We start from the raw sequence: 14,746 nt of genomic DNA on the forward strand, positions 1-14,746 counted from the left end.
AGCTCCGGGCTGTCCACGGATACGGTGCTGGGGAAGCCGAGTTCTTCCCGCGTGAGTGCCAGGCCCGTGCTCTCGCTGAGGATTTCGGTGATGAGGTCGGGGACGGGGGCTCGGGGTGTCTCGCCGGAGAGCCATCGCCGGGTGCGGCTCTCGTCCGGGTTGACGCCCTTCACTCCGCGGCGGCCGGCCCTCGCGGTCACCGCGGCGGCGAGTTCCGCGTTGGAGAGTCCCGAGCGGGTGAGCCAGTACTCCAGCCGCTCGTTGGGCCGCCGGTCGATCGGGGGCCTGCCCATGGGACGCCTCCAGACGCTGTCGAATTCTCCAGCGTATGAGCCGTCTTGTGCGGCAGAAGCGGCTTCGAGTTTTTCGCCGTAATTCGCCGGGGCCGCGCCGGTCGCGCGCCGGGCGAGCGCCGAGGTTCGCCGGGGCTCGCCGGGTTCCGGTCGGGTGCGGACTCTGGTGATCTGGTGATGCCTCGGCGGAACGGTCCGCCGGACGCGCGATTCGTCTCAGGAGGTTGGTATGCCGCCCACCGATACCGCGGGCGCTGCGGTCGAGCGTACGGCTCCGGTGTTCGCGCCGACCATGGCGACGGCCCCGGTGGCCGACGTCACGCTCGGCGCGAGGACGGAGGGCTTCAAGGACCAGGCGAACTTCTGGGGTGACTGAGCGGGCTTGCCGCTGAGTTCTGATCCATCCGTCACTTGAGCTGCTTGGAGGCAGACATGAACGAGATTCACGAGGTCATCACGAGCGACCAGGACCGCCCGGTGTTCGCGCCGACCATGGCGACGGCCCCGGTAGCCGACGTCACGCTCGGCCGGCTGAACGCGAACGACTCCGACAAGTCGAACTACTTCGAGGGCACCTGCTGAGCGCGGACGTGATCTGAGGTAGCGGCGGCGCGGTGCACCACGTGGTGCACCGCGCCGTTTGTCATGTATTGATCATTCTGGAGGGGTGTAGTGAAAGGCATGTGGGTGGCGGGCGGCCCGGGGCTGGCCGAAGTGCCCGGGGCGGTAGCTGTGGAGGCGTGCGCGGGGGTACGCCGGGGGGCTGATACGCCGGTGCGGGCGGTCGCCGAGGCCGGTGCGGCCGTAGCGGTCTTTGGGCAGTGCCGGGCGTCGGTACGGGATCTCAGCGTGGGGCTGAAGGCGGTGCGGGCCGGGCGGTGGGAGGTGCTGACACGGTGGCCCGGTTCGTACTGGGTGGTGGCGTGCAGCCCGGACACCGTCTTTGTGGCTGGTGATCTGGCCGGGGTGCGGGGCGTGTTCGTCGCGCGGACCGGAGCCGGTCCGGTGTGGGCGTCCCGGGCGCAGTTGCCGGCCGCCGCCCTCGGTGCCGGTCCCGATCTCGGGTTGCTGGCCGCGCAGATCACCATGGGCGGACAGCAACACTGGCCGGACCGGTCGCTGTTCCACGGAGTGAGGGAAGTGCCGGGCGGGTACGGCCTGCTGCTCACCGGCGAGGAGTACGAACTGGTCGACATCCGCGGTCTGCGCGCGGACCGGACCATTCCCGAGGGGGCCGAGGACGTCGGCCGGGCTCTGCGGGAGGCGATCGAGGGGTACGCGTCGCTCGGCGAGCGGGTGAGCGTGGACCTGTCCGGCGGTCTGGACTCGTCCACGGTGGCCATGACGGCCGCGGAGAGGCGGCCGGTACGGGCGGTGACCTATGGCGGGGACCTTGCCGACCCGGAGGACGCGAGGTTGGCCGTACGAGTTGCCGAACTGGCCGGCGTCGAACACATCGTCTCCCCGGGGGGCTCGCATACCTGGTACTTCTCCCGGCACCCGCCGGCCGCCACGTACGGACCGGTGCTGTCCGCGGCCGGTGCGGGCATGGACGCGGACTACCTCGCTCCCGCAGCCGGGTTCTCGCCGGTGCACCTGACCGGGCACGGCGGGGACGTGGTCCTGGATTCTTCGAGCGCCGCATTCATCTCCATGGTTCAGCGCGGTCACCGCCGGAGAGCCAGGAAAGAAACGACGCTGTGGGCGCGGCGGCAGAACCTGGCGCCCGGCCCGGTGTGGCAAGCAGTCAAAACCGCGGCCCGTGCCGGCGGGCGCGGCGCTGCTCTGCTCCGTGCTGCCGCGGACCTGCGGGCCGGACAGACCGCGCAGGCGCCGAAGGTCTGGGGGTGGTGCCGGACCGGGCCCGCCGCGTCCTGGCTGACTCCCCGGGGCCGCCGGACGGTGGCCGACCTGCTGGAGGAGTCCGCGCAGGCGTACCCGGACGCGGATGCCGGGCGCTGGGAGGACTGGGCGGCGCTGCGGTTCAACGGGAGTGCCGCACGCGACGAGGTTCCCCTGTACGACGTGCTCGGGGTCAACCCCGCGCATCCCTTTCTCGACAACAGCGTTGTGCGGGCCTGCCTGTCGATTCCCGCGCACGAGCGGCGCCGGACCGGCGCATACAAGCCGTTGCTCGGCGCGGCGCGCCCGGACCTGCCGCTCTGGCTGACGGACCGGCAGTCGAAAGGGAACTTCACACCCCTGCTGGTGTCCGGGCTGCGGGCCAACCGGGACATGCTCTCGGGGCTGATCCTGTCCAGTCCGCTCACCGAGACGGGGCTGCTGGACCCGGGCGCGGTGACCGGGGCGCTGAACGCGGCTGCCGCGGGCGATGCCACGGCGCCCCTTGCGGCCCTGGATCAGTTCGTCGCCGCCACCTGGTGGCTGACCGATGGAGGTACCGCATGCTGACTGTTCCGTCCGGGGTGCATCGTCGCGGTATCGGGCATGGCGTCACCGCCGCGCTGGCGGAGTCGACAGGCCGCTGGTCGTGGCTGGACACGGACACCTGCCGTATCTGGGACGCCGCTCGCGCCGGCACCCTGCCCGCTCTGGTGAACGAGCTGTGCGCCCACGGATACGAACGCGGCCAGGTCGAGGCCGCGGTCGCACACATCGTGGAACGGCTGACCGCCGAGGGCCTGCTCACCGAACACGGTCCGGCCGCCAAGCGTCCGGCGGCGGCCGGACCGTGCGACGCGAACGGGTGGACCACTCCCCTTGAGCCGGGCAGCAAGGTCCCGCCACTACCGGTCCGGATACTGGCGGCGGCAGCGCTGGCCGTCTCCGCAACCGTGGTACGGCTGCCCCTGCGGTACCTTCTCCGCGCTCTGGGACTGCTGAGACGCCTGCCCGCCGCGCGGCCCGCCCACGCGGACCTTCTGCACCGCGCCGTACGGACGGTCCGGCCCACGTGGTGGCCTGGCCGCCTCGCCTGCATGGAAGTCTCTCTCGCCACCGTGATCGCCGCGGCGCTCTGCGGGCGCCGGGTCTACTGGGTGCTCGGCGCCCGGCCCCTGCCCAACGAGGCCCACGCCTGGGTGGTCCTGCCCGGCGGTGGAGCGCTCGGTCTCGACGGCCTCGATCACGACAACCCGATACGGCCCTGGGTTCCCGTGATCGCCACAACTTCACCCGAACGAGTGAAAAAATAGGAGCCATGTCGACCGCCTGAACCGGTCACCTGCCTCTTCGCGCGGAGGCGGCAGGAAACCCGGTGCGCGCCAACTCCCCCTGCCCGTACACCAGATCGGGTGACAGCACAGAAACCCGCTCCCGGCGCCGCGCCGGAGATGCGACTCAAGAGCGATCCGCACGATACGGCGGCAGCCGCCGCGGGCACCGCGGCGATGGCGCGACGGCTGCCCGCCGCCCTGCGCGAGACCGTACGGCTGGGATGGCGGGCCGACCGCCGCGCCCTGCTCGGCATGCTCGGCGCCCAGAGCGTCAACGCCGTCCTCGCCGCCCTCGCCCTCGCGACGACGACCCGCGTGATCGGCAGCCTCCTGGACATCCTGGCCGCCTTCACCGACGGCCGGACCGTACGCCCCCTGATCACCGCCACCATCCCGGACACCGTGATCGTGGCGCTCTGTCTCGCCGGCGCGGCACTGGCCGACGCCGGATCCCGGGCCGCCGCCGCCCGCCTCGGGCCGCGCTGCGCGCGCGAAGCCGACCTCGAAGTCCTCGCGGCAGCCGCTGCCGTGGAGCTGTCCGCCTACGAACACCCCGGCTTCGAGGACAACCTCGAAGCCGCCGGCCGCGGCGCCGAGTCGACACGCGACCTCGTCGCCGACACCCAGTCCCTCATCGCCTCCCTGGCACAGATGACCGCGGCAGTCGTCGTCCTGAGCGCGCTGCACCCGCTGCTTCTGGCCCTGTTGCTGCTCGCCGCCGTGCCACGGGGCTGGGCCGCGGTGAAGGCGGCGCGGATCCAGCACGCGACCGCGCACGCCACGCTCTCCGACCGCCGGTTGCGGTCGCTGCTGCGCAACTACTGCACCGACCGCAGCACCGCGGCGGAGATCAGGGCCTGTGGAATGGGTGGCTTCCTCGCGCGCCGGTACGGGCAGGTCTCCGACCGGCTGGAGAAGGAGAGCCTGACCGCCGCGCTGCGCGCCCTCGGCGCCCAGCTTGCCGGAGACGCCCTGTCGGCACTCGCGATGGCCGCCGCGTGGGCGGCGCTGGCCGGGCTTGTCGCCGGCGGACAGATCGCGCTCGCCGCCGCGGGGACGGCGCTGTTCGCACTGCGGACCTCCAACGGGGCGCTCGCCGGCATGACGACCGCGGGTGCCCGGCTCTTCCGCACGAGCCTGTACCTGGAGGACTGGACCGCCTTCCTCACGCAGGCCCGTACACACCGCTCCCGCCGCGGCACCTGCGCGGTCCCGGACGCCGGACCGGACATCATCAGCACCCGCGACCTGTCCTTCACCTACCCAGGCACCACCACGCCGGCCGTCAACGGCATCGACCTGGACATCAAGCGCGGCGAGGTCATCGCGCTCGTCGGCGAGAACGGATCCGGCAAGACCACCCTGGCCCACCTGCTGACCGGCCTGTACCTGCCCACGTCCGGGACGGTCACTTGGGACGGAACCGACCTCGCGGACGCCGACCCGGCCACGGTGTGGGCGCGGCTCGCGATGGTCCCGCAGGACTACACGCGCTGGCCGCTGACCGTACGGGAGAACATCACCCTGGGCACCCCCAGGCCCGGCGGGGACACCGACGTTCATGCCGCAGCGGACGCCGCCGGCGCCACCGCGGCGATCAGCGGGCTGCCGGCGGGGCTGGACACCTCACTCGCCCGGTCCTGGTGGGGCGGCCACGACCTGTCCGGCGGACAGTGGCAACGCCTCGCCATCGCGCGAGCCTTCCACCGTTCCGCCCCCGTACACATCCTCGACGAGCCCACCGCCGCGCTCGATGCCCGGGCCGAACACCAGATCTTCAGCCGGCTCCGGACCCTGGCCGCAGGCAGCACCGCCCTGTTCATCACCCACCGCTTGGCCAACGCCCGCGTTGCCGACCGCGTCATCGTCATGGACAAAGGCCGCATCATCGAATCCGGAACGTACCGGGAACTGCTCCGCGCCGACGGACTCTTCGACGAACTCCACCGGCTTCAGAGCGACGACCAGGAGGAGGACGTCAGGTCCGTGCTTGCAGCGCCGGGCTCGCGATGAGCGCCCGCAGGCCATCCTTCGCCTCCGGCCGGCGTTGCATGAGATGGACCGTGGCGAACGTCGAGTCCTGCGTCGTACGGACCGGTTCCCATCCGTCACGGTCCCGGAACAGCTCCATGACCGCGCGGCTGCGTACGAGGCAACGGATCCACTGAACTTCGGGATGCAGCCGCGCCACGCGGTCGCTGATCGCCCATGTCATGAGCCGGCCGAGGTGATCACTGCGATAGCGAGGCGCGGCGTGCGTGTAGAGCAGCATGACGGTCATCGCGCGCTCCGCCCGCTCCGCCGCGGTCCAGCCGGGAATGGCAGGGGTCCGGTCGACGAGGACTAGGTCCTGTCCGGCGGATCATGTGACCTTCTGACCGGTCGCTCGTTGGTTCGGGTATGGGTCGGGGGGATTTGATGAACCGCGAGTGGTCGTTGCTGGAGCCGCATCTGCCATCTCTGGGTGGCCGGGGCGGCCGGTGGAACGACCACCGCACCGTGGTCAACGGGATCCTCTTCCGGGTCCGGACCGGTGTCCCGTGGCGTGACCTGCCGGAACGCTATGGCTCGTGGAAGACCGTCTATGAACGGCATCGCCGCTGGTCGGCGGACGGTACCTGGGACCGGATCCTGCACGCGGTCCAGGCCGACGCCGACCTGGCCGGGCGGATCGACTGGTCGATGATCGGCATCGACTCGACGTCCTGCCGGGCCCATCAGCACGCGGCCGGCGCCCGCAAGGCCCGTCCGCGGATCCCGAAAAAAGGACGACGCCCCGGCACCACCGCCCCGACGAGGGACTCGGACGGTCCCGGGGCGGCCTGACCTGCAAGATCCACCTCGCCGGCGAAGGCGGTTGCCGCCCCATGGCCCTCCTGCTCACGCCGGGTCAGTGGGGCGACGCCCCGCAGATGGTCGAGGTCCTGGACCGAATCCGGGTCCCCCGGCCACGGGGCGGACGCCCCCGAACCAGGCCCGACCACGTCAGCGGCGACAAGGCATACAGCTCCCGCCGAAACCGCCGCTACCTGCGAAGACGCCACATCCGGCACACGATCCCGGAACCGAAGGACCAGCGGGCCAACCGCCAACGCAGAGGCAGCAGCGGTGGCAGACCCGCCGGCTTCGACCGCGACCGCTACCGGCGCCGCAACGAGGTCGAGCGGACCATCAACCGGCTCAAGAACTCCCGCGCGGTCGCCACTCGTTACGACAAGCGGGCCTACGTCTTCCACGGCACCGTCACCGCCGCCGCGATCCGACTCTGGCTCCGCCAGTGATCCGCCGGACAGGACCTAGGGCGCCGAGCAGCGTGCCGTCCTCCAGGAGGAGCATCACCTGTGGGCCCTTCGGCGACTGCCCGATCAGCCCCAGAAGCGCATGGTCCCGGCTGACGGGGAAGCCCCGTTCCCGCAGCCAGCTCTGCCGCGCGTCCATGAGCTGGGCGAGATCCTCCGCATCGTCGTGGGTGGCCGGCCGTATCTCGTACGGGGGGTTCCAGGGCGGTGCCGGTGGCAAAACAGCTCTCTCTCAAGGTTGGTGGGGGCCCGGGGCCGCCGCCGCGGTGAGGCGACGGCGGCCCGGTGGCTCGCCTGCCGCCGGGTGGATAGGGGGCCCGGCGGTACGTGGCGAGCGCTCGCCACGGAAGGCGCCGTTGGCCCGGCACTTCCTTCGGTAGCGGCCCTGCGCAGGCTCGTCCCGCCTGAGGAAAGGTCAGACGAGACGAGCGAAGTCGTGTTCCAGGAGGGTGCATCCCGGCGCGGGGTGCCATGCTTCGCGCGCGGGGAGGTCGCGGAGTCGCCTGCCTCGCGCCGGGATGCGTCGCCTCGGCGGACCGGGCCCCATGGCATCCGGTCGGCCGAGCGACAGTCAGGTCACGCGGACCGTCACGTAGGTTCGGCACCGACGATCGAGCGGGGACAGCAGCCCGTCGTCCCGGAGTCCGTTCTCGCCCGGCTTCCAACGGCCGTCCGTGATTCGCGCCGACAGATCCGCGGCGACGTCCAGCACGGCCTGCCGCATCGCCGGTGACGCGCTCACAGAAGTTCCCCCAGATCAGTGATCGTGATCCCGCGCAGCTTGCGGACGAGACTCGTGGCGAGCACCCACCGGATCGCCTCAGCATCCCGGTAGGGCACCGCCTCGGCCGACGTGTCGTCCTGCCCCGGCACCTCCATCACCGCACCCGACGAGTGCAGGAAGTACCGAGTGCCGAGTACCCCGTGCAGCCGGGTCTCCGCAGCGCGGAGCACCACGTGCCCCTCTACGAGAGGAGGACACCGCTTGACTGCCTCCTGGGCGTGCACGGCGCAAACCGGCGGCTGGGCCGTCTCGTGTCCCTCGAACATCTCAGGACGCAGAAGTCCGGTGACCCCCTCGGGTGCCTGAGCGAGATACAGATAGCCCGCGTCCGTACGGTCCGCTCGACCACCGCAGACCTGGCAGCGCTGGAGCAGCATGCACCGCCGTTGCCGTACCGGATGGACATAGGCCCACCGCGGCGCGCCCACCGGCCGCCCGTCACGATCGAGCTGCTGTGGGATACGCGCCCAGAGCACGCCGCGTACATCCCGGTCCTCCCGGCTTTCCCAGAGATACCGGATGCCGAGGCGGCCCGGCCTCACAACGAGCTGTGCTGTAGGGGCAAGCTCTTCGGAAGGCTCTTCCCCGTGGCGGAGGGTGATGTACGGGATCGTCATCCGCGAGCGCGGTAACGCCTCAGCCATGAGCGCTTTCCTCCTGGTGGGAGTCGATTCGGGCGAGCATCTCGCGGGCGGCTCCGGCGAGCCGTACGACGATTCCGTACGTAGGGGGGATCACCTCACAGCGGCGGAGCAGATCCGTTGCCGCCAGGGAGAGTTCGTACGCGGTCGGCCATCCGTGGACGGCGGGGGACTGCACGAACGGAATGAGGTGCTGCACGTACCGGCGCATCGTGAGGAAAAGGGTCTCCAGCTCCTCCGGGTCCACCGCGAGCGCCTTGCCCCCAAGGACCACGCTGCTGGCGTGCCGGATCTCGTCAAGCGTCGGCTCCGGCTCCGGCTCGGTGAGGAGAACACGACGGAGCCCCTCCAGCAGCCGCCGGAGCAGTACCTCATCGTCCGCCGCCCGGGACGTCCGGTGGGGCGGCCTCAGGTTGAGCATCGTCGGCAAGCCGTCGTCGGGAAGGCTGCGCGCCCGTTGCGCGCCGGCGAGAGCGTCGGTTACGGGCATCAGGCTGCCGCCGGCCGTACCGGGAGTTCACACCATGTGGCCGTCCCGTCCTTGGTGACACCCCACTGGCCGCCGCACTCGCCGACGAGGTAGTCCACGATCAGGAGTCCGCGGCCCGACGTGGCGCCCCAGCCGGGATCACCCGTCCGGGGAAGGTCCGCCGAGCCGTCCCAGACCTCCAGCCATATGGAGCCCCAGGTACGCCACATCCGCAGCCGAACCTCGTTGCCCGCCCCGTACTTGACGGCGTTCGTCACCAGCTCGCTGACCAGGATCCCCACGGCATCCGTCAGGTGGGACAGTCCCCACTGGGCGATCTGCTGCGTGCACGTCCGCCGCATGTCGCCCGGAAGCTGGGCGTCCTCCGCCGTCATGCCCTCGCTGCCAACGTGAGCCGTTCCACAGACCAGGTCGCACCCCCGAAGAACCCCCGTGCGGGCGGCCTGTTCGCGCAGGTGCGCCCTGTAATGGTGGGTCAGGGACATGGTGGTCCTCCGCAGAAAATGGGGGTACGGCAGACAGCCGGCATCCCTCATCCGGGGCCGGTCTCGCATCGGAGTCCGCTTTTCGCGTTGACTCAACTACCCTCATGCATGTGCGACTTACTGTGCAAGCGCATCGGCTGGCGCACAGAAATTGGCAATTGCCTGAGTACCAACAGGGTCTTGTCCGAGGGGGTACAGAGGGTGGGACACTCGGGGACACGACCCGCGCCAACACCACACAGAAGGCTTGTTGAACACCCACAGGAAGGAACCGCAAGGTGGCAGCGCGGAGAGGGCCGACGTACCGTCGGCGAGAACTGGGCAAGGAACTTCGCAAGCTCAGGGAGAAGCGCGGACTGACGATCCAGGAAGCCGCGGCCCATCTGGGGTTCTCGCACACGAAGCTGGCGCGCGTGGAAATAGGAGAGAACGATCTACCGAGGGTGAGCGACCTCGAAGGATTGATGGATCTCTACGGGCTCGATGCCAAGGACGACCGGGAGACCCTGCTCCAGCTGCACCGCGAGTCGCTGAGCAAGGAGCCGTGGACTCCGTACAAGCACTTCATGCCATCGAAGATGCCGACGTACCGAGGACTTGAGCTGGACTCCAACGTCATGCGGTCGTTTCAACCCCACGTCGTCTTCGGGCTCTTGCAGACCGAAAATTACTCGCGCGCTCTGTATCTGAGTGCTAAGCCAGTGGATGAGACCACCACCGAGTATGTGGAGACGAATGTCCAGCTGCGGATGGAGCGCAAGGAGCTGATCACCCGAACCGACAACCCGCTGGAGCTGCGTGTGATCATGGATGAGGCGGCCGTGCGGTGCATGGTCGGCGGGCCTGATGTGATGCGCGAGCAGTACGACGAGATCATCGACCTGGCCCGTCTGGAGAACGTGACCGTCCAGATCCTCCCGCACCGAGTGCTGAGCTACAGGGCCGAAAGTAACTTCGCGATCCTCGGATTTCCCGACGACCTGGCACCGATCGTTCAGGTGGACATGCCCAACACGATCTCCGTCTCGGACGACACCCGCGATGTGCAGGCATACACCCGCCGTTTCGACGCCATGCGGGAGAGCGCTTCGGCGCCGGCCGAGACAGCCAGTCTCCTGAACCAACTAGCAAGAGAGTGGACATAGCCATCAACACACACCCGGCTGCGTCAGCCGAAGCAGCAATCTGGTTCAAGTCCTCCTACAGCAACGCCACGGGCGGATCGTGCGTGGAAGTCGCGGACCTCACAGCCGCGGTCGGCATCCGAGACTCGAAGGACACGTCCAGAACCCCTGTGGTGGTTCCCATGGCCGCATGGGCCGCCTTCGTGGATCTGGTCGCCGCAGACTGATCCGTACAAACCGAGCGGGGCCCTCCTCACCCTTAGAGAGGAGGGCCCCGTTCCGTCATTCCTGCCACACCAGCCTCGCGCATAATCATCCGAGTGGCCAGAGCCCGCCGTGACGGCGGTGAGCAAGGCCATGGTGAGCATGCGCATGGTGGTGTGCCGGTGCCACGTCCACCACTTGCGTACTTCCTGCTCGTTCAATCCGGCAGCGGCTGGGGGCAACATCATCGAGACCGGCGCCGACTTTTACCGCCTCGCCACCACCTGCGCCCGCGCCGAGCAGCAAGTCGCTGCTGGCTGATCACCGAGGTGGGGCCGTTCGCTGGTGCCGCCCTCAGCTCTAGCTCTTGCCGAGGTTCCCGAAGACGCGCGACACCCACTGATCGAGCTGGGTGCCGAAGGCCGCTGCGGATGTGATGTCGAACGCCGGTATCGGTCCGCCGTCGTCGAGGCCGTCGAAGTAGTCCACGTCAGCCCAGCCGCCCCGGAACAGCACCACGGACAGCCCGGCGTCCCCCAGGTCGGAGACGAGCACGCCGACGGAGTCAGGATCACGCACGAGAGTTCTGTCAATCTCAAACCGCTGAGGCCACGGCGCAGTTTCGTCCCGCCATGTCACCTGCCCCACCTTGAGACCGGCCGCCAGCCATCGAGCAGCCCGCTCAGCGATTACTGCGGCTGCCTGATCAAGATCGATGACGCGCTCCATGAGCGGATCATGCCCCACTCCCACGCACCGTTCCACTGACTTCCACACGCCCTCCGGTCGGACCGCACACCACCGAGCCGACTCCGGTGCTCTCAATTCTCAGCGACATCTTCAGAGGGTCCTGCCATCAACCGCTCTCGGAAGCTGTCCGTTGGCATCGAACCCAGTCGTTTTGCCATCGAACCGAGCCCTGCCGAATCCGGCATGCCCCGCCCGCCAAGAGCTGACGATCTATAGACCGCTACGTCGTTGCTATAGACAACCCAGATCTCAGTCCGCAACGCTACCTATAGCAATCGATAGAGACCACATAGAGTGCTGTGGAAGGTTCTTGTGCGAATCACCATTGAAGGCGCGAGCGAGGAGTTCGAGCGCAAACTGCTCGACCTGCTCGCCGAGCATCGAAACGAACTGGCCGTCTCCATCGACACCGCATGGGACGTCGACAGGGCGATGGGCTTCCTGAACACACTCAATGAGGATGCCCGCCTGTTCGTGCGTCTGGTCGTAGAGTCCGACGGCCATCTGGAAGCCACCGTGCTGCGCGAGGCATTCCCGCGCGGGCTACGCGGCCCCACCGTGGCCCTGACCTACGCCCTCAAGCGCGGCGTCAAGCACGGTTGGTGGCCCGAAGGCACCGAGGCGCCGGTCACTGTGGTCTACGGCGGCGGCCCACAGGACGGATGGCGGCAGGCATCGGCCTACGGGATGTCCGGTGAGGTTCTGCCCGTCTTCCGCGCCGCCCTCGCCCGCTACAACGCCACCACATCCCGGCCCCCTTGGGACGAGGAGGCACCGTCCGCGTTCGCCTTGCATCCAGGCTGGGCAGCCGACGCTGACGCACCGAGGGCGCTGTACGACGATCCGCCGACCGCACCCAACTTCCCGGACGAAAGAGCAAGATGAACGGGGGTTGCGCGGCTAACCCCCACCTGCCGCATAGTCGGCGCGGCCCGTCGCAGCGGCGGGCCGTACCCGACTCGCAGGAGTGATGCCGCCATGTCCGCGCTCTTCGACAAGTTCCTGATTCCGACTGCAGTGGGTCTGATCGTCACCACTCTCGCCACCGCAGTCGGCTGGCTCTATCGGCGTCGCCGGACCGCCCCGACACCTCCCCGCGTGCTGCGCCGCTTCAGTCTGCTGGGCACCATCGGCGCCGACGGCACTCCTCTGCACTTCGAGACCACCCGGGCCCCCGGCAGCGTCATCACCCGCCGGGTCGGCAGCCTGTCCCAACGCTTCGAGCTGACCGATGCCCCGCTCGGCGACGGCACGTACGCCGCCGAACCCCTCGACCATCTGTAGGACGACCAGAGCATGGAGTGTGTGACCGCAAGCGCCCTCGGGCTGGGCCGCCCACCAGCACTTTCACCGCACGCGACTAGGTCCACAACCACAGCCAGCCGGAACGGCTGTGTTCGCTGTCAAACGACTGGATTGGATGTCAGAGGACAGAAGCCACTGACAAACGCTCTCCGGTCTCACCCACGCAGGCATTCAATCCGACCTGGCAGCGGACGAGTTCGCCGGTCATCGCGTGGCCCCTGGGGGCCGAACCTCACCAGCGGTCAGGACGAAACTCAGACTCGCGGAGCTGTGCCGCTCCCGGGGCGGTTCGGGGCGTTACGGGGATGTGGCCCTGCCGGGCTCAGCGGACGGCGACCAGGACGCTGTCGTCGCCGCACTGCCAAACGGTGGTGGCGGTGGTGAAGCCGGCTTCGTACAGGAGGCGGATCTGTTCGGCGGTGGTCAGGTCGTGGGGCTCGGTGAAGGTGCGGTCCGCGATCGGGGAACGGGAGCGGGCTTGAGCAAGGGGTGCCAGTTCCGGGGCGGACAGGACGGTCCTCCACCAGTTGTCCCAGTCCTCGCAGCCGTGGCGCCCCGTGCGGTGCGCGCGCCGCGCGCGCAACTGGCGGGCGAGTTGGAGCAGAGCGGGGTCAGCGGTGGGAGCGCGGTTGTCGGCGTCGACCAGGATCCCTCCGGGGCGCAGGCGCTCGGCCAGGGTGCGGTAGAGCGCGCTGAGTTCGTCGGGAGTCAGCCAGTGCAGGGCGGTGGAGGAGACCGCCGCGTCCCAGGACGCGTGTGGGCCCACCTCGTCGGCCCACACGGGCGTGGTGAGGTCGCGGTACAGGAGCCGCGCGGTGGTGCCGGTGACGGCCTCCTCGGCGAGGCCCAGGAGGAGTGGATCGGCGTCCACGCCGACGACGTCGGCGTGCGGGAAGGCGTGGGCGAGGCGGGCGGTGAGTGATCCGGTGCCGCAGCCCAGGTCCACCAGGCGAGGCTTGGGCGCTTGGGGCTGTTCGAGGTGCCAGCCAACGGTGTCGACGACGACCTGGAAGCGCTCCTCCCGGTCGGGGCTGTAGCGCTCCTGCTGACGGTCCCACCGCCGGAGCCAGGTACGGGCGGTCTCACCGAGCATGTTCGCCTCTTCCCATTCGTGGGCGTGCGGTCCGGCTGTTCACCGCGGCCAGACACATGACTCACCGGCGCATGCGAAGGAAAGGGTCGCAGACCGTACGCGGCCCTGAGTAGTAGGCAGTAGGCGACGAGTTTCGAACGGGTCAGATGCGACTGCCTCGTGAACATGTATGCCCGTGGCCACCCGAGTCCCCGACGCGTCAGCCAACGTTCGTCCCGTCACGACGCCTGGCGCGCACTCCCGGCGCGCCGGCCGAAACCCAGGTACATCCAGTACGAGGGCCCGGGCCGGCACGCCGAGAGCACACACCGTACGCCGCTCCCTATCGGGAAAGCGCTGCCTGACGCGGGACTAGATCGCCGGAGGCTCGGAGCTAATGAGATCCGTGCATCGTGAAACGTGCAGGTGAGGTGGGCTGGTGTGCGGGCGAGTTGCCGTGCTCGTGCCGGTCGGCGGCGGGTGTCCATAGTGAAGATCGTCTGCCCTGTCGGCTGAGGCGGTTCTCGGGTTCCGCTGCGCTCGTCTCGGGACCGCTCCTACGATCCGTGACCGGAGCGGTACGCGGTGAGATCGCGGGAGGGTGCAGGGTATGGGAGACCTGGAGCGGATCACCGCTCGCCGGAGCGAACTGGACTCGCTCGCCGAGGAGTTGGCCAGGCAGCAGCATGAAGTCCAGGCCGAGCGGGAGGAACTGCTGGTCGCCGAGCGGGTCCTGAACCGGCTGGCCGAGCAGGACCGGGCCGAAGCGGAAAGCGCCGTGGCCTCCTCCCCGGCGCCCGCCCGGGTGGCGGGAAGGGCGGTCCTGCTGATCCCGCACCGCGGCGAGGGCCTCGACGAGGCCGCACTGCCCGGCGATTACTGCAAGATCCTGGCGATCGTACGGGCCGCGGACCGGCCGGTGCAGGTCAGGACGGTGGGCGAGGAACTGGGACTTGATACGGCAGTGCGCGGGAAGCTGGAACCGCTGCGCGCGAAGATGACCAGGCTCGCCGATCGCGGCTGGCTGCACAAACGGCCCGACGGACGGTTCACCGCACGCCGGTAGCCACACCGGGACGGAGAGTCGGGGCGTAACCGGCGTGCCCCGACGGCAGTTGACGTG

The 14,746-nt window shown here is 69.4% G+C and carries 19 protein-coding genes; 12 read left to right on the top strand and 7 right to left on the bottom strand.

Annotation, left to right across the window (positions count from 1 at the left end; genetic code table 11):
• Positions 1-522: 522 nt before the first annotated feature.
• The 5 genes from DVK44_RS36375 (at position 523) to DVK44_RS16620 (ending at position 5,482) form a co-directional block, all read left to right on the top strand.
• Positions 523-669, top strand: coding sequence for a hypothetical protein (locus DVK44_RS36375; protein WP_162793869.1), 147 nt, complete (start codon positions 523-525; stop codon positions 667-669).
• A gap of 56 nt (positions 670-725) precedes the next feature.
• Positions 726-875 carry a hypothetical protein gene (locus DVK44_RS36380; protein WP_162793871.1) on the top strand — a complete coding sequence of 50 codons (150 nt, stop codon included), beginning with the start codon at positions 726-728 and terminating at the stop codon, positions 873-875.
• 99 nt (positions 876-974) lie between these two features.
• Positions 975-2,705 carry an asparagine synthase-related protein gene (locus DVK44_RS36385; RefSeq protein WP_269439642.1) on the top strand — a complete coding sequence of 577 codons (1,731 nt, stop codon included), beginning with the start codon at positions 975-977 and terminating at the stop codon, positions 2,703-2,705.
• Entirely contained in the window at positions 2,699-3,448 is a 750-nt protein-coding gene (locus DVK44_RS16615; protein WP_114660378.1) for a lasso peptide biosynthesis B2 protein, read from the top strand. Before DVK44_RS36385 ends, DVK44_RS16615 begins: the two co-directional genes overlap by 7 nt.
• 99 nt (positions 3,449-3,547) lie before the next feature.
• Positions 3,548-5,482 (top strand): ABC transporter ATP-binding protein, encoded by a 1,935-nt coding sequence (locus DVK44_RS16620; protein WP_228447189.1) that lies wholly within the window; start codon positions 3,548-3,550, stop codon positions 5,480-5,482.
• On the opposite strand, the gene DVK44_RS16625 is transcribed toward DVK44_RS16620, so the two are convergent.
• The gene (locus tag DVK44_RS16625; protein WP_114660380.1) at positions 5,448-5,750 is read right to left on the bottom strand and encodes a hypothetical protein; all 303 of its coding nucleotides are present in this window, start codon (positions 5,748-5,750) and stop codon (positions 5,448-5,450) included. The genes DVK44_RS16620 and DVK44_RS16625 overlap by 35 nt on opposite strands.
• 119 nt (positions 5,751-5,869) lie before the next feature.
• Here DVK44_RS16625 and DVK44_RS16630 point away from each other — a divergent pair.
• Positions 5,870-6,750 (top strand): IS5 family transposase gene (locus DVK44_RS16630; protein ID WP_114658164.1). Its coding sequence is split into 2 segments (ribosomal slippage): positions 5,870-6,230 and positions 6,230-6,750, totalling 882 coding nucleotides; the frame shifts between segments, so codons are not numbered across the junction.
• Positions 6,751-7,339: 589 nt separating this feature from the next.
• Here DVK44_RS16630 and DVK44_RS36390 read toward each other — a convergent pair.
• From DVK44_RS36390 to DVK44_RS16645, 4 genes are all read right to left on the bottom strand, one after another.
• Positions 7,340-7,510 (bottom strand): hypothetical protein, encoded by a 171-nt coding sequence (locus tag DVK44_RS36390; protein ID WP_162793875.1) that lies wholly within the window; start codon positions 7,508-7,510, stop codon positions 7,340-7,342.
• The gene (locus DVK44_RS36395; protein ID WP_162793877.1) at positions 7,507-7,929 is read right to left on the bottom strand and encodes a hypothetical protein; all 423 of its coding nucleotides are present in this window, start codon (positions 7,927-7,929) and stop codon (positions 7,507-7,509) included. The genes DVK44_RS36390 and DVK44_RS36395 overlap by 4 nt, the downstream gene beginning before the upstream one ends.
• A 259-nt stretch (positions 7,930-8,188) precedes the next feature.
• Positions 8,189-8,683 carry a hypothetical protein gene (locus tag DVK44_RS16640; protein WP_114660382.1) on the bottom strand — a complete coding sequence of 165 codons (495 nt, stop codon included), beginning with the start codon at positions 8,681-8,683 and terminating at the stop codon, positions 8,189-8,191.
• Entirely contained in the window at positions 8,683-9,057 is a 375-nt protein-coding gene (locus DVK44_RS16645) for an ATP-binding protein (RefSeq protein ID WP_162793879.1), read from the bottom strand. Before DVK44_RS16645 ends, DVK44_RS16640 begins: the two co-directional genes overlap by 1 nt.
• 389 nt (positions 9,058-9,446) lie before the next feature.
• On the opposite strand from DVK44_RS16645, the gene DVK44_RS16650 reads away from it, so the two are divergent.
• The 3 genes from DVK44_RS16650 to DVK44_RS16660 all read left to right on the top strand — a co-directional run bounded on the left by DVK44_RS16650 (position 9,447) and on the right by DVK44_RS16660 (position 10,817).
• Positions 9,447-10,313: a helix-turn-helix domain-containing protein gene (locus tag DVK44_RS16650; RefSeq protein WP_114660384.1), complete on the top strand. Its 867-nt coding sequence runs from the start codon at positions 9,447-9,449 to the stop codon at positions 10,311-10,313.
• Positions 10,304-10,519 (top strand): DUF397 domain-containing protein, encoded by a 216-nt coding sequence (locus tag DVK44_RS16655; RefSeq protein ID WP_331461605.1) that lies wholly within the window; start codon positions 10,304-10,306, stop codon positions 10,517-10,519. The genes DVK44_RS16650 and DVK44_RS16655 overlap by 10 nt, the downstream gene beginning before the upstream one ends.
• Before the next feature lie 118 nt (positions 10,520-10,637).
• Complete coding sequence (locus DVK44_RS16660; RefSeq protein ID WP_162793578.1) at positions 10,638-10,817, top strand: hypothetical protein; 180 nt, start codon at positions 10,638-10,640, stop codon at positions 10,815-10,817.
• Positions 10,818-10,856: 39 nt separating this feature from the next.
• Here the strand turns inward: DVK44_RS16660 and DVK44_RS37120 are convergent, their stop codons facing one another.
• Complete coding sequence (locus tag DVK44_RS37120) at positions 10,857-11,075, bottom strand: hypothetical protein (RefSeq protein ID WP_228447190.1); 219 nt, start codon at positions 11,073-11,075, stop codon at positions 10,857-10,859.
• Between the two features lie 483 nt (positions 11,076-11,558).
• Between DVK44_RS37120 and DVK44_RS16670 the strand changes: the two genes are divergently transcribed.
• Together DVK44_RS16670 and DVK44_RS16675 are read left to right on the top strand one after the other, a co-directional pair.
• Complete coding sequence (locus DVK44_RS16670; RefSeq protein WP_181957471.1) at positions 11,559-12,131, top strand: hypothetical protein; 573 nt, start codon at positions 11,559-11,561, stop codon at positions 12,129-12,131.
• Between the two features lie 93 nt (positions 12,132-12,224).
• The gene (locus tag DVK44_RS16675) at positions 12,225-12,530 is read left to right on the top strand and encodes a hypothetical protein (protein ID WP_114660387.1); all 306 of its coding nucleotides are present in this window, start codon (positions 12,225-12,227) and stop codon (positions 12,528-12,530) included.
• A 343-nt stretch (positions 12,531-12,873) separates the two neighbouring features.
• Here the strand turns inward: DVK44_RS16675 and DVK44_RS16680 are convergent, their stop codons facing one another.
• Positions 12,874-13,644 (bottom strand): class I SAM-dependent methyltransferase, encoded by a 771-nt coding sequence (locus tag DVK44_RS16680; RefSeq protein ID WP_114660388.1) that lies wholly within the window; start codon positions 13,642-13,644, stop codon positions 12,874-12,876.
• A gap of 589 nt (positions 13,645-14,233) precedes the next feature.
• Between DVK44_RS16680 and DVK44_RS36745 the strand changes: the two genes are divergently transcribed.
• Positions 14,234-14,689 (top strand): hypothetical protein, encoded by a 456-nt coding sequence (locus tag DVK44_RS36745; RefSeq protein ID WP_181957472.1) that lies wholly within the window; start codon positions 14,234-14,236, stop codon positions 14,687-14,689.
• Positions 14,690-14,746: the final 57 nt, after the last annotated feature.

It is taken from the genome of Streptomyces paludis, assembly GCF_003344965.1.
GTDB classification, from domain to species: Bacteria; Actinomycetota; Actinomycetes; order Streptomycetales; family Streptomycetaceae; genus Streptomyces; species Streptomyces paludis.

Coding starts and splice junctions, on each gene's coding strand:
- DVK44_RS36375 (WP_162793869.1), top strand. CDS start 523: ATGCCGCCCACCGATACCGCGGGCGCTGCGGTCGAGCGTACGGCTCCG.
- DVK44_RS36380 (WP_162793871.1), top strand. CDS start 726: ATGAACGAGATTCACGAGGTCATCACGAGCGACCAGGACCGCCCGGTG.
- DVK44_RS36385 (WP_269439642.1), top strand. CDS start 975: ATGTGGGTGGCGGGCGGCCCGGGGCTGGCCGAAGTGCCCGGGGCGGTA.
- DVK44_RS16615 (WP_114660378.1), top strand. CDS start 2,699: ATGCTGACTGTTCCGTCCGGGGTGCATCGTCGCGGTATCGGGCATGGC.
- DVK44_RS16625 (WP_114660380.1), bottom strand. CDS start 5,750: ATGACCGTCATGCTGCTCTACACGCACGCCGCGCCTCGCTATCGCAGT.
- DVK44_RS36395 (WP_162793877.1), bottom strand. CDS start 7,929: ATGCTGCTCCAGCGCTGCCAGGTCTGCGGTGGTCGAGCGGACCGTACG.
- DVK44_RS16640 (WP_114660382.1), bottom strand. CDS start 8,683: ATGCCCGTAACCGACGCTCTCGCCGGCGCGCAACGGGCGCGCAGCCTT.
- DVK44_RS16645 (WP_162793879.1), bottom strand. CDS start 9,057: ATGACGGCGGAGGACGCCCAGCTTCCGGGCGACATGCGGCGGACGTGC.
- DVK44_RS16675 (WP_114660387.1), top strand. CDS start 12,225: ATGTCCGCGCTCTTCGACAAGTTCCTGATTCCGACTGCAGTGGGTCTG.
- DVK44_RS16680 (WP_114660388.1), bottom strand. CDS start 13,644: ATGCTCGGTGAGACCGCCCGTACCTGGCTCCGGCGGTGGGACCGTCAG.
- DVK44_RS36745 (WP_181957472.1), top strand. CDS start 14,234: ATGGGAGACCTGGAGCGGATCACCGCTCGCCGGAGCGAACTGGACTCG.